The sequence below is a fragment of the Limnohabitans radicicola genome (assembly GCF_014837235.1).
GTDB lineage: Bacteria > Pseudomonadota > Gammaproteobacteria > Burkholderiales > Burkholderiaceae_C > Limnohabitans_A > Limnohabitans_A radicicola.
In genome coordinates, this window is sequence record NZ_JACYFT010000002.1 from 609,509 (window position 1) to 622,511 (window position 13,003).

Annotated in this window: 9 protein-coding genes; 4 read left to right on the forward strand and 5 right to left on the reverse strand. The window is 62.5% G+C overall.

Annotation, left to right across the window (positions count from 1 at the left end; translation table 11 throughout):
- Positions 1 to 7 precede the first annotated feature (7 nt).
- Both rlmB and IC609_RS10690 read left to right on the forward strand, forming a co-directional pair.
- Positions 8 to 742, forward strand: coding sequence for a 23S rRNA (guanosine(2251)-2'-O)-methyltransferase RlmB (rlmB, locus tag IC609_RS10685; RefSeq protein ID WP_191819475.1), 735 nt, complete (start codon positions 8 to 10; stop codon positions 740 to 742).
- Between the two features lie 18 nt (positions 743 to 760).
- Entirely contained in the window at positions 761 to 1,090 is a 330-nt protein-coding gene (locus IC609_RS10690) for a hypothetical protein (protein ID WP_191819476.1), read from the forward strand.
- A 15-nt stretch (positions 1,091 to 1,105) separates the two neighbouring features.
- Here the strand turns inward: IC609_RS10690 and IC609_RS10695 are convergent, their stop codons facing one another.
- Genes IC609_RS10695 through IC609_RS10705 form a run of 3 tightly spaced genes read right to left on the reverse strand, consistent with a single transcriptional unit; the run spans position 1,106 to position 2,917 of the window.
- Positions 1,106 to 1,717: a chromate transporter gene (locus tag IC609_RS10695; protein WP_191819477.1), complete on the reverse strand. Its 612-nt coding sequence runs from the start codon at positions 1,715 to 1,717 to the stop codon at positions 1,106 to 1,108.
- Complete coding sequence (locus IC609_RS10700) at positions 1,714 to 2,328, reverse strand: chromate transporter (RefSeq protein ID WP_191819478.1); 615 nt, start codon at positions 2,326 to 2,328, stop codon at positions 1,714 to 1,716. Before IC609_RS10700 ends, IC609_RS10695 begins: the two co-directional genes overlap by 4 nt.
- A complete protein-coding gene (locus tag IC609_RS10705; RefSeq protein ID WP_191819479.1) occupies positions 2,312 to 2,917 on the reverse strand; it encodes an IMPACT family protein in 606 nt (201 codons plus the stop codon). The genes IC609_RS10700 and IC609_RS10705 overlap by 17 nt, the downstream gene beginning before the upstream one ends.
- Before the next feature lie 118 nt (positions 2,918 to 3,035).
- Between IC609_RS10705 and IC609_RS10710 the strand changes: the two genes are divergently transcribed.
- Positions 3,036 to 5,417: a YgiQ family radical SAM protein gene (locus tag IC609_RS10710; protein ID WP_191819480.1), complete on the forward strand. Its 2,382-nt coding sequence runs from the start codon at positions 3,036 to 3,038 to the stop codon at positions 5,415 to 5,417.
- Positions 5,418 to 5,419: 2 nt separating this feature from the next.
- Here IC609_RS10710 and IC609_RS10715 read toward each other — a convergent pair whose 3' ends face one another.
- Positions 5,420 to 8,041, reverse strand: a complete 2,622-nt coding sequence (locus IC609_RS10715) for a [protein-PII] uridylyltransferase (protein WP_191819481.1) — start codon at positions 8,039 to 8,041, stop codon at positions 5,420 to 5,422.
- 21 nt (positions 8,042 to 8,062) lie between these two features.
- Positions 8,063 to 8,872: a type I methionyl aminopeptidase gene (gene map / locus IC609_RS10720; protein WP_191819482.1), complete on the reverse strand. Its 810-nt coding sequence runs from the start codon at positions 8,870 to 8,872 to the stop codon at positions 8,063 to 8,065.
- Positions 8,873 to 9,005: 133 nt separating this feature from the next.
- Between map and purL the strand changes: the two genes are divergently transcribed.
- Positions 9,006 to 12,992 (forward strand): phosphoribosylformylglycinamidine synthase, encoded by a 3,987-nt coding sequence (gene purL / locus IC609_RS10725; protein ID WP_191819483.1) that lies wholly within the window; start codon positions 9,006 to 9,008, stop codon positions 12,990 to 12,992.
- Positions 12,993 to 13,003 lie beyond the last annotated feature (11 nt).

Consider the following 13,003-nt stretch of genomic DNA (forward strand, 5'->3'; position numbering starts at 1 on the left):
TCCTGTCATGTCTTCCCCTAAAGTGCTGTTCGGCTTCCATGCCGTGGGCGTGCGCCTCAAAGTTGCGCCCCAATCCATCGTCGAGGTTTACTTTGAAGCCTCGCGCCGCGACGCGCGCATGCGGCAGTTCATCGAGCGCTGCAAAGAAGCCGGTATCCGCCTGATCGAGGCCGACGGCCTGCGTCTGGCCAAGCTGGCGGGCAGCCACGGCCACCAAGGCGTGGCCGCGCTGGTGCAACACATGGAGCAAGCCCATTCTCTGGACGACCTGCTCGACAGCATCGCCGAGCCGCCTTTGTTGCTGGTGCTGGACGGCGTGACCGACCCGCACAACCTGGGCGCTTGCCTGCGTGTGGCCGATGGTGCTGGCGCACACGCCGTGATTGCCCCCAAGGACCACGCAGCGGGCATCAACGCCACGGTGGCCAAAGTGGCCAGTGGTGCGGCCGAAACCATGCCATATTTCATGGTGACGAATCTGGCGCGCACCTTGGGCGAACTCAAGGAGCGCAACATCTGGGTCATTGGCACCAGCGGCGACGCCCCCAAAACCATTTACCAGGTTGAGATGAAGGGGCCCACCGCCTTGGTGTTGGGCGCCGAAGGCCCGGGCATGCGCCAGCTGACTCGCAAAACCTGCGACGAGCTGGTCAGCATCCCGATGAAGGGCGCTGTCGAGAGCCTGAACGTGTCGGTGGCCAGCGGTGTGTGTTTGTACGAAGCGCTGCGCCAGCGCGGCTGACGGTTCAGGAGTCCTGTCATGAAAGTCCTCATTCCTTTGGCTCTGGCGGTGCTGCTGAGTGCCTGCACACAAGAGCAGCAAAACAAGATCAGCCGCGACATCCAGAACTGGACCGGCACCAACGGTGTGATGGAGGTTTACGCGGGTGACAAGCTGGTGCGCCGTTTCCTCAAAGTGGACAAGGTGAGCACTGCCTTGGGCACCGACGACAAGACGCCACGCACTTACCGTTATGGCTATGGCTACCTCGATGAAAATCTGAACATGCAGGTCGATCCGGGCGAGAAAAAAGTGTATTTCGAGGTCAGCGACTACTCGAACACGGTGTTCTTCGAGAGCCCGCGCTGAAGCCGCGCTGGGAACTCAAACCCAGCCCAAAGCCCCCAGCAGGGCGCCCGTACCGATGAGCCAGAGCATGTGCAGCTTGGTGCGCCACACCACCAGGGTGGTGACCACCGTCAGCAAGTAAAGTGGCCAGTCTTTGGCAGGTTCATCGTGGCTCAGCGTGAGCAGCCAGGCCGTGGCGAGCAGCAAGGCAATCACGATGGGGGCCATGCCCGATTTGAAGGCCCGGATGCCGATCTTGTCGCGGTGCTGGTGCGCCCAGCGTGTCGCGGTGTAGGTCAGGATGGAAGAGGGCAGCATGATGCCAAGCATCGGCACCAGCACCCCCACGCTGGCCATCAGGAATGTGGTCCACCAACCTGCATCCGGCCCCAGGCCCGCGGCGGTGTTCATGCCCACGTTCCAGCCCATCAGTGCGACAAACAGGATGTTCGGGCCGGGTGCCGCTTGCGCCAGCGCGATGGACGAAGTGAATTGGCTCTCGCTTAACCAGTGCGTTTCGTCCACCAGATAGCGGTGCATGTCGGGTGCGGTGGTGATGGCGCCGCCCACCGCCAGCAATGACAGGGAGGCATAGTGGTTGAACATGGACAACCAGTCCGCAGGGGTCAAATGCAGCACGGGGTTCATGGTGCGTCTCCGGAAGTGGACGTCTGCGCCGCCTGCTGGGCCAGCTGCCAATAAGCCCAGCCGCAAGCGAGTGTGCCTGTGCCCAGCAACACGTAAGCCAGAGGCCAGCGCATCACGCCCACCCCGATGAAACTGGCAAAGGCCAGGGCGACGCACACGGGCATGCCCATGGGGTTGCTGCGCAAGGCGCTGATCAGTTTGAGTCCGACTGCGGCAATGAGCCCAGCGGACACGGCACCCATGCCTCTCAATGCGCCCTGAGCCCAGGCCGCATCAGACACGCCGCCAAAAGCCATGGCCAGGAGCAAGGCCACAATCAAAGGTGCGGTCAACATGCCCGCCAGTCCGGCCAGGGCGCCCGGCAGACCGAAGTAACGACCGCCAATCATCAGCGACAAATTGACCACATTGGGGCCTGGCATGATCTGGGCCACGGCCCAGTCTTCGACAAACTGCTCTTTGGTCATCCAGCGTTTTTCTTCGACCAGCACACGCTGCACCACCGCCAGAACCCCACCAAAGCCCTGCAAGGCCAGCAAGGTGAACGAGATGAACAGGTCGGTTTTGGACCGGGGGTGGTTGAGGGGGCTTGACTCAGGCATGCTCAGCATTATCCGTGTCGACCCAGGCCAATTTGCCCTGTCCGCTGTCACCCAGGCGCTGCACCAGGGCGGCGGCTTGCGACTCCGGCAGTGCGAATCGCAGCGTCACCACGCTGCCGTGTGCGACCGACAGCAGCTGGGCGTGGGCCAGCTCCACTTCGCGCCTGACCAGTCCCTCCAGCGCGTAGGGCACGCTGCAGGCCAGCTCTGTTTTCTTGATCAAGGGGATTTTTTCAGCTGTCAGCAGCGCCTGCGCCACCGCATCGGTGTAGGCCCGCATCAGCCCGCCCGCACCCAGTTTGACGCCGCCAAAGTAGCGCACCACCGAGGCCATCACGCCTTGCAGGTCCTGATGCCGCAGCACGTCCAGCATGGGGCGCCCGGCCGTGCCACCGGGCTCGCCATCGTCGTTGGCCGCCGACTGACCGCCAGCCAACAGCGCCCAGCACACATGGGCGGCATCGGGATGCTCGGCCTTGAGCTGGGCCACACGGGCTTGGGCCTCTTCGCGCCCGGGCATGGGTTCCACACAGGCGATGAATCGGCTTTTCTTGATGACCAGTTCGTGGTGGGCGCGTGTGGCGAGGGAAAAGGGCATGGCTTGAGAATAACCCAGCCTAGAGGGTGTCTGTCAGCCTGCCCGGTGGACATACCCGTGCCCGGTGCAAGCCCACCCCCGAGCGCCTACACTACAGGGTTATCCCCAGACAGAGCCCATGAACGCCTTCACCGACGTCTCTTTTTTCCCGCGCGACGCCAAACCGCTGACCAGTTACCGCAAGTACTGGGCGCAGCGCTTTGGCACGGCCCCGTTTTTGCCGATGAGCCGCGAGGAAATGACCCAACTGGGCTGGGACAGCTGCGACATCATCATCGTCACGGGCGATGCCTATGTGGACCACCCCAGCTTTGGTATGTCGGTGATTGGCCGCATGCTGGAAAACCAGGGCTTTCGGGTCGGCATCATCGCCCAGCCCGATTGGACCAGTGCCGAGGCCTTCAAGGCGCTGGGCAAACCGAATCTGTTTTGGGGCGTGACCAGCGGCAACATGGATTCCATGATCAACCGCTACACGGCGGACCGCAAAATCCGCAGCGACGACGCCTACACCCCGGGGGATGTGGGTGGCAAACGGCCCGACCGCGCCGCCATTGTCTACAGCCAGCGCTGCCGCGAGGCTTTCCCGGACACGCCCATCGTGCTCGGCGGCATCGAAGGCAGCCTGCGCCGCATCGCGCATTACGACTACTGGTCGGACAAAGTGCGCCGCTCCATCGTGGTGGACAGCAAATGCGACCTGCTCTTGTACGGCAATGCCGAGCGGGCGATTGTCGAGATCGCCCACCGCCTGGCCGCGCGTGAGCCTGTGCAGCAAATCACCGACGTGCGCGGCACCGCCTTTGTGCGACGCGAAACGCCCCAAGGCTGGTTCGAGATCGACTCCACCAGCGTGGACACGCCCGGCCACGTTGAAGCGCACATCAACCCGTACTTGATGATCTCGGACCAGGCCCGGGAGCAGGGCGCGTCTTGCGCCCGCGAGGAAGAAGCCAAGGAAGTGGCCGATGCCCACAACGCGCAAAACATTGAAGCCGATTTGTCCACTGCCGTGGCCCAAGCCCGAACAGTGCAAGCCGCCATCCAGCCGCTCAACTTTGTGCCCAACCCTGCGCTGCGTGGCAAAGGCACCCACAAAGTGCCGCCTCGCGACAAAAGTGTGATCCGCCTGCCCAGCTACGAACAGGTCAAGTCCGACCCGGTGCTGTATGCCCACGCCAACCGCGTGCTGCACCTGGAAACCAACCCCGGCAATGCCCGCTGCCTGGTGCAAGCGCACGGCGAAGGCCACACCGCGCGTGACGTGTGGATCACGCCGCCGCCCATCCCACTCACCACGGCCGAGATGGACCATGTGTTCGACCTGCCGTACGCCCGCAGCCCGCACCCGCGCTATGCCGATGAAAACGGCAGCCACGACCACGCGACCAAGATTCCCGCTTGGGAAATGATCCGCTTCAGCGTGAACATCATGCGCGGCTGCTTTGGCGGCTGCACCTTCTGCTCCATCACCGAGCACGAAGGCCGCATCATCCAAAGCCGGTCTGAGGAATCCATCATCCGCGAGGTGGAAGACATCCGCGACAAGGTCAAAGGCTTCACCGGTGTCATCTCTGACCTGGGCGGCCCCACGGCCAATATGTACCGCCTGGGCTGCAAGAGCCCCGAGATCGAATCGGCCTGCCGCAAGCCCAGCTGCGTGTTCCCCGGCATCTGCCAGAACCTGACCACCGACCACGGCCCGCTGATCAACATGTACCGCCGGGCGCGTAACCTCAAGGGCATCAAGAAGATCTTGATTGGCTCTGGTCTGCGTTACGACCTGGCCGTGCAGTCGCCCGAATATGTGAAAGAACTGGTACAGCACCATGTGGGCGGCTACCTGAAGATCGCGCCCGAGCACACCGAGGGCGGCCCGCTGTCCAAGATGATGAAGCCGGGCATCGGCACCTACGACCGCTTCAAGTCGATGTTTGACAAGTACAGCGAAGAGGCCGGTAAAAAGCAGTTCCTCATCCCGTACTTCATTGCCGCCCACCCGGGCACCAGTGACGAAGACATGATGAACCTGGCCATCTGGCTCAAAAAGAATGGTTTCAGGGCCGACCAGGTGCAAACCTTCTACCCCAGCCCCATGGCCACGGCCACGGCCATGTACCACTCCACCCGCAACCCGCTGCGCAAAATCACCCGCGACAGCGAAAAGGTGGACATCGTCAAAGGCGACAAACGCCGCCGCTTGCACAAAGCGTTTTTGCGTTACCACGATGCCAACAACTGGCCGCTGCTGCGTGAAGCCTTGAAAGCCATGGGGCGTTCAGACCTGATTGGTAACGGCAAGCACCATTTGATTCCAAGCTGGCAGCCGCTCGCCGATGGCGGTTATCAAAGCCCTCGCCGCGCCAACAGCACCCCCGCAAGCAAGGGGGGTTCTGCAGCAGCCAAGCCTGCCGTCGGCGGACTCAAAAAACCTGGCCAACCGCGAAAAGGCCAGCTGCTCACGCAGCACACGGGTTTGCCGCCCCGCAAAAAGCGCTGACCTTAGCCTGCCTGCAACACCGCCAGCAATTCGGTCTCGATGTCGATCTGAGCCTTGTTTTGCTGCAAGGCCGCGCCGCTGATGAGGAAGGTGTCTTCCACCCGTTCACCCAGTGTGCTGATCTTGGCCAGTTGCAGGCTGATGCCGTGCTTGGCCAGGATCCTGGCGATGTTGTAGAGCAGACCGATGCGATCGCTGGAAGATACCGACAAAAGCCAGTTCTGGGCCTTGTCATCGGGCTTGAGAGTGACCCGGGGCGTGATCGGGAAGCTTTTCACACGCCGTGACAACCGTCCTTTGGTGGGGGCAGGCAGGGGCGACTGGGTTTCAATCGTCTGCAGCAGACCCGACTCCACCATGGTGATCAATTCCCGGTAATGCTCGGGCAGCAAGGTCGTCACGATCTGGAAGGTGTCCAGCGCCCACCCGGTGCGGGTGGTGTGGACTTTGGCGTCGAGGATCGAAAAACCGGCCTGATCGAAGTGACCGCAAATGCGGGCGAACAGGTCGGGCTGGTCTGGCGTGAAGACCAGCACCTGCAATCCTTCACCAACCGGTGACAGCCGAGCCCGCACAGTGGTTTTGGCCGGTACACCGCCGACTTGGGCCACCACACGCGACAGCTGGCGGGCGTGCCAGGCGATGTCGTTGGCGTCATGGCGCATGAAATAGCTGACGTCCAGGATGTCCCACAGGGCTTTCTGACCTTCATGCGGTTGTGCATAGAGCGCCAGTTTGACCAAGGCCTCGCGCTTGCGGGCCTCCACCTCGGCATTGGCATCGGGCGCACGGCCACCGAGTACGCGCAAGGTGAAGCGGTACAGGTCTTCCAGCAGCTTGCCTTTCCAGGCGTTCCAGACCTTGGGGCTGGTGCCCCGGATATCGGCCACGGTGAGCAGGTACAGGGCGGTCAGGTTGCGCTCATTGCCTACCCGCTGTGCAAACCGTGTGATGACTTCGGGATCGCTCAGGTCTTCTTTTTGCGCGACATGGCTCATGGTCAGGTGCTCGCCGACCAGAAACTCGATCAATTGGGCATCTTCTTTGGCCAGGCGGTGCTGGCGGGCAAACGTGCGCACTTCGGCACGGCCCAGTTGTGAATGGTCGCCGCCCCGCCCCTTGGCGATGTCATGGAAGAGGGCTGCGGTGTACAGAATCCAGGGCTTGTCCCAGCCCACGGCCAGTTGCGAGCAAAACGGGTATTCGTGCGCGTGTTCGGCCATGAAAAAGCGCCGCACATTGCGCAGCACCATCAGGATGTGCTGGTCCACGGTGTAGGCATGGAACAGGTCGTGCTGCATCTGACCCACGATGCGGCGAAACACCCACAGGTAGCGGCCCAGCACCGAGGTCTGGTTCATCAGCCGCATGGCATGCGTGATGCCGTCAGGTTGCTGCAGGATCTGCAAAAACGTCTGGCGATTCACCGGGTCGGCGCGAAAGCGGCTGTTCATCAGGCCGCGCGCGTTGTACAGGGCGCGCAAGGTGCGGGCCGACAGGCCTTTGACCCCCTGCGTGGCCTGGTACATCAGGAACGTTTCCAGGATGGCGTGCGGGTGTTTTTCATACAGGTCGTCACTGGCCACCTCGATCAAGCCGCCTTTTTCGAAAAAGCGCTCATTCAGTGCCCTGAAGCTCGACAGGTCTTCCCCCCGTTCACTGCGAAGGTGGTCTTCAATGTTGAGCAGCAAAATCTGGTTGAGCTGGGTCACGGCCTTGGCCGCCCAGTAATACTCGCGCATGAGTTTTTCGCTGGCCCGCATGGCCAGGCGGCCCTCAGGGGTGGTCTCTGCGTGGTAGCCGAAACTCTCTGCCACACCCGTTTGGAGGTCGAACACCAGACGGTCTTCCCGGCGCTTGGCCTGCAGGTGAAGTCTTGCCCGGATGAGGCTCAACAAGGCTTCGTTGCGCTTGATCTGCCGGGCTTCGAGCCGGGTCGCCATGCCCTTGCGCACCAGCGCGTCCCAGCTGTGGCCCAGCCCGGCCGCCCGAGCCACCCACAGAATGACCTGCAGGTCACGCAAGCCACCGGGCGACTCTTTGCAGTTGGGCTCCAGGGCATATGGCGTGTCCTCGAACTTGGTGTGGCGCTGGCGCATTTCCAGTGTCTTGGCCACAAAGAAGGCCTGTGGGTCCATGGCCTCTTGGTACATTTTCTGGAATTGCCCAAACAGCCGCTGATTGCCGGTGATCCTGCGCGCTTCCAGCATCGAGGTTTGCACCGTGATGTCCTTGGCCAATTCGGACAGACATTCGCTCAGGGTGCGCACGCTGGAGCCGATCTCCAGCCCTGTGTCCCAGCAACTGCCAATGAAGGCTTCGAGTTTCGCCTGCAATCCGGGGGTGGATTCGGGAGACTGACCATCGGGCAACAGCACCAACACATCCACATCGGAGGCGGGGAACAGTTCGCCACGGCCAAAGCCGCCCACCGCGGCCAAGCACAGGTCTGCGCCAAAGCCGGCTTTGCGCCAGAGGGCGATCAGCAAATCATCGACCAGGGCAGCATGCTGGCGCAGTGTCCGCTGCACGCCCCGTGTATTGGCGCCTGTCGTGGTGAGCGAATGAAGCACGGCCGCCTTGTCGCGGCGGTAAGCGTCGCGCAGGGCGGCAATGTCATTCATGGCGTGGGCTTCGCTTCAGGTTCAGGTGGCGGCTTTGGCAAAAGCCGGAATGGCCGGGCTGCCGGCCGACAGGGTCAGCACTTCGTAGCCGGTTTCGGTCACGACCACGGTGTGCTCCCATTGGGCCGACAGCGAGTGGTCCTTGGTCACAATGGTCCAGCCATCGCCCATTTCCTTGATGTCGCGTTTGCCGGCATTGATCATGGGCTCGATCGTGAAGACCATGCCGGGGACCAGTTCGGTCAGTGTGCCAGGTTTGCCGTAGTGAAGGACTTGCGGCTCCTCATGGAAGCCCCGGCCAATGCCGTGTCCGCAGAATTCGCGCACCACCGAAAAGCCGTGGCCTTCGGCAAACTTCTGGATGGCGTGGCCAATGTCGCCCAGATGGGCGCCGGGCTTGACCTGCACAATGCCGTGCCACATGGCCTCGTAGGTCAGTGCCGCCAGGCGCTTGGCCGCAATCGATGCGTCGCCCACATGGAACATGCGGCTGGTGTCACCGTGCCAGCCATCCTTGATGGTGGTGATGTCGATGTTGAGCGAGTCGCCTTTTTTGAGCGGCTTGTCGTTGGGGATGCCATGGCAGACCTGGTGGTTGATCGAGGTGCAGATCGACTTGGGGTAGGGCTTGTAGCCACCCGGCGCGTAATTCAGGGGGGCCGGGATGCACTGCTGCACATTGACCATGTAGTCGTGGCAGAGTTGGTCCAGTTCGTTGGTGGTGACCCCGGGTTTGACAAAGGGTTCGATGTAGTCGAGGACTTCCGAAGCCAGGCGGCAGGCCACACGCATGCCTTCGATGTCTTCGGCGGTTTTGATGGTGATCGTCATGAGGCAGATTATCCCAGAGGGGGCAGGGGCAGTCAGAAATCAGGGTTTCCCCGGCTAAAATAGCACCTTTGCCGGTCAGCCCCAGTCAGCGGCCCCGGACCATCGGTTTTCCGTCCCTTTACAAGGCCACCCCGTGTCCCTGCACATCACGACTTTCGAAGGCGCCAGCGCCCTCAGCGACTTTCGCATTGCCCAGCTTTTGCCACGTCTGGCCGAGATTTCGCCGCAAATCCAGGGCATTGCCGCCCGTTATGTGCACCTGGTGGCCACCACGTCGCCCTTGCAGGACACCCAAAAACAGACCCTTTCAGCGCTGTTGACCTATGGCGAGCCCTATGCCGGCCCCACCGATGGCCCCGTGATCGTGGTCAGTCCGCGCATTGGCACCGTGTCCCCTTGGGCGTCCAAGGCCACCGACATTGCCCACAACTGTGGTTTTGACGTGCGCCGCGTGGAGCGCCTGACCGAATACCGTTTGACCCTGAAATCCGGCCTGCTCAGCAGCGCCAAACTGTCCGCCGAGCAACTGGGCCAAGTCGCTGCCGTTCTGCACGACCGCATGACCGAGTCGGCCATGCCCAGCCGAGACGAAGCGGCTGCCTTGTTCAGCGCCCTGGACCCCGCGCCCATGGACCATGTGGATGTGTTGGGCGGTGGCCGCGCTGCGTTGGAAGAAGCCAACAAGGCCTGGGGCCTGGCCCTGGCCGAAGACGAGATCGAGTACCTGGTCAATGCTTTCAATGGACTCAAGCGCAACCCCACCGACGTGGAGCTGATGATGTTCGCGCAGGCCAACAGCGAACACTGCCGCCACAAGATCTTCAACGCCGAGTTCACGATAGACGGCGTGGCCCAGCCCAAGAGCCTGTTTGGCATGATCCGCAACACGCACCAGCTGAGCCCTCAGCACACGGTGGTGGCGTATTCGGACAATGCTTCGGTGATGGAAGGCCACACAGTCGAGCGTTTTGTCGCGAGAACGTCAGGGCAGGGCGCGGCCTACCAAGCAGAACAAGCCTTGCACCATGTGCTGATGAAGGTCGAGACCCACAACCACCCGACCGCGATTTCGCCATTCCCCGGCGCATCGACCGGCGCTGGCGGTGAGATCCGTGACGAGGGGGCCACTGGGCGAGGTTCCAAACCCAAGGCTGGCTTGTCGGGCTTTACTGTGTCCAAACTCTGGGGCGGGCTGAGCGACCAGCCAGGCGGCAAGCCTGAGCACATCGCCAGCCCCTTGCAGATCATGACCGAAGGCCCCTTGGGGGGCGCGGCCTTCAACAACGAATTCGGCCGACCCAACTTGACAGGGTATTTCCGCGAATACGAACAAACCGTGGACGGTGTGGTGCGTGGTTACCACAAGCCCATCATGATCGCGGGCGGTCTGGGCCAGATCGACGCGATCCAGACGAAAAAGATCGAATTTCCCGCGGGCACGTTGCTGATCCAGCTGGGCGGCCCTGGCATGCGCATCGGCATGGGCGGCGGTGCTGCCAGCTCCATGGCCACCGGAACCAATGCGGCCGAGCTCGACTTTGATTCGGTGCAGCGCGGCAACCCCGAGATCGAGCGCCGTGCGCAAGAGGTCATCAACCACTGCTGGGCGCAGGGTGAGGCCAACCCGATCCTCGCCATCCACGATGTGGGTGCGGGCGGTTTGTCGAACGCTTTCCCTGAACTGACCAACGACGCAGGCCGTGGCGCACGCTTTGACTTGCGTGCCGTGCCGCTCGAAGAGTCGGGGCTGGCTCCCAAGGAGATCTGGTCGAATGAGAGCCAGGAGCGCTATGTGTTGGCCATCGCACCCGAGTCATTGGAACAGTTCAAAGCCTTTTGCGAACGCGAGCGCTGCCCCTTTGCGGTGGTGGGTGTGGCGACCGAAGAGCGCCAACTGGTGCTGGAGGACAAAGGCCAGGAGTCGCCCGTCGACATGCCCATGGACGTGCTGCTGGGCAAGCCGCCCAAGATGCACCGCGATGTAAAGACCGTGGTGCGCCAGTCGCCTGCGATGGACCTCACAGGCGTGAACCTGCAACAAGCCGTGATCGATGTGCTCAGCCACCCCACGGTGGCGTCTAAGCGTTTTCTCATCACCATCGGCGACCGCGCCGTGGGCGGCCTCACGCACCGCGATCAGATGGTGGGCCCTTGGCAAGTGCCTGTGGCCGATGTGGCCGTGACCCTGGCCGACTACGCGGGCTTTGCCGGTGAAGCCATGAGCATGGGCGAGCGCACGCCGCTGGCCTCGCTCAACGCTGCAGCCTCCGGCCGCATGGCCGTGGCCGAAGCCATCACCAATTTGCTGGCCGCGCCCATCGAGCTGCCCCGCATCAAGATGTCCGCCAACTGGATGGCCGCTTGCGGCGAGCCGGGCGAAGACGCCGCTTTGTACGACACCGTCAAAGCCGTGGGCATGGAACTGTGCCCGGCGCTGGACATCTCGATCCCGGTGGGCAAAGACAGCTTGTCGATGCGCACGCAGTGGACCGACAGCGGTCAGACACACAAAGTCACCTCGCCCGTGAGCCTGATCATCACCGCCTTTGCGAGCCTGCCCGATGTGCGTGGCACCCTCACACCACAATTGGACGCGCAAAGCGATGACACGACTTTGCTGTTGATCGACCTGGGCCAAGGCCAAAACCGCATGGGCGGCAGTGTGCTGGGTCAGGTGCTGGGCCAGTTTGGCGACAGCGTGCCCGATCTGGAAGAGCCGCAAGCGCTGGTGAACTTGGTCAAGGCCATCAACACTTTGCGTGCGCAAGGCCAGATCCTGGCCTACCACGACCGCAGCGATGGCGGTTTGTTGGCGGCAGTGGCTGAAATGGCTTTTGCAGGCCATGTGGGTGTGGCCCTCAATGTGGACATGCTGGTGACGGAGGGCGATGGCATCACAGACAGCCGCGCCGACCATGGCGATGCCAAGAATTGGGCAGGCCAGGTCAGCGCCCGCCGCGAAGAACTCACCCTCAAGGCCCTGTTCAACGAGGAGCTGGGCGTGGTGCTGCAGGTGCGCACGGCCGAGCGCAATGCGGTGCTGCAAACCTTGCGTGAGCATGGTTTGTCCAAACACACGCATGTGATCGGCAAGACCCGTCCGACCCACTCGACCATCACCAAGGGCGTGGGCGAACTCAGCATCTGGCGCGACACCAAAGAAGTGTTTGTGGCCAAGCTGGAAGACCTGCACCAGGTCTGGGACAGCGTGAGCTGGAAGATTTGCCAGCAACGCGACAACCCCGCTTGCGCCGACGCCGAGCATGCCGCCGCTGGCCGCGCCGATGACCCGGGCATGCATGTGGCGTTGAGCTTTGACCCCACAGAGAACGTGGCCGCGCCGTTCCTGAACCTTTCGCACCCCAAAGTGGCGATCCTGCGCGAGCAGGGCGTCAACTCGCATGTGGAAATGGCCTACGCCTTCCACAAAGCGGGCTTTGAGTCGCACGATGTGCACATGACCGACCTGCAATCGGGTCGCGCCCGTTTGGCCGACTTCCAAGGGCTGGTTGCTTGTGGCGGTTTCAGTTACGGCGATACGCTGGGCGCGGGCATTGGCTGGGCGCGCAGCATCACCTTCAACCCGGCTTTGGCCGAGCAGTTCAAGGGCTTCTTTGGCCGCACCGACACCTTCGGTCTGGGCGTGTGCAACGGCTGCCAGATGTTTGCCGAATTGGCCGACATCATTCCGGGTGCGCAAGATTGGCCCCGTTTCACCACCAACCAGAGCGAGCGCTTTGAAGCCCGCCTGTCCATGGTTGAAGTGCTGGAATCACCCAGCCTCTTTTTGCAAGGCATGGCGGGCAGCCGTTTGCCGATTGCCGTGGCGCATGGCGAGGGTTTTGCCAACTTCAAGCACCGGGGCAACGCGGCCAAGGCCATTGGCGCAATGCGATTTGTGGACAACCACGGCCAGGCGACCGAACAGTATCCGTTCAACCCCAATGGCAGTGCCGGAGGCCTCACGGCCGTGACCACCGCCGACGGGCGTTTCACGGCCATGATGCCGCACCCAGAGCGCGTGTTCCGCAACGTGCAGATGAGCTGGACAAGTGGTGACATCAACGCCACCAGCCCCTGGCTGCGCGTGTGGCAAAACGCCCGCAAGTGGGTCGGTTGACCCCGGGCTGG

Coding starts and splice junctions, on each gene's coding strand:
- IC609_RS10715 (WP_191819481.1), bottom strand. CDS start 8,041: ATGAATGACATTGCCGCCCTGCGCGACGCTTACCGCCGCGACAAGGCG.
- IC609_RS10700 (WP_191819478.1), bottom strand. CDS start 2,328: ATGCTGAGCATGCCTGAGTCAAGCCCCCTCAACCACCCCCGGTCCAAA.
- IC609_RS10710 (WP_191819480.1), top strand. CDS start 3,036: ATGAACGCCTTCACCGACGTCTCTTTTTTCCCGCGCGACGCCAAACCG.
- IC609_RS10690 (WP_191819476.1), top strand. CDS start 761: ATGAAAGTCCTCATTCCTTTGGCTCTGGCGGTGCTGCTGAGTGCCTGC.
- map (WP_191819482.1), bottom strand. CDS start 8,872: ATGACGATCACCATCAAAACCGCCGAAGACATCGAAGGCATGCGTGTG.
- IC609_RS10705 (WP_191819479.1), bottom strand. CDS start 2,917: ATGCCCTTTTCCCTCGCCACACGCGCCCACCACGAACTGGTCATCAAG.
- IC609_RS10695 (WP_191819477.1), bottom strand. CDS start 1,717: ATGAACCCCGTGCTGCATTTGACCCCTGCGGACTGGTTGTCCATGTTC.
- rlmB (WP_191819475.1), top strand. CDS start 8: ATGTCTTCCCCTAAAGTGCTGTTCGGCTTCCATGCCGTGGGCGTGCGC.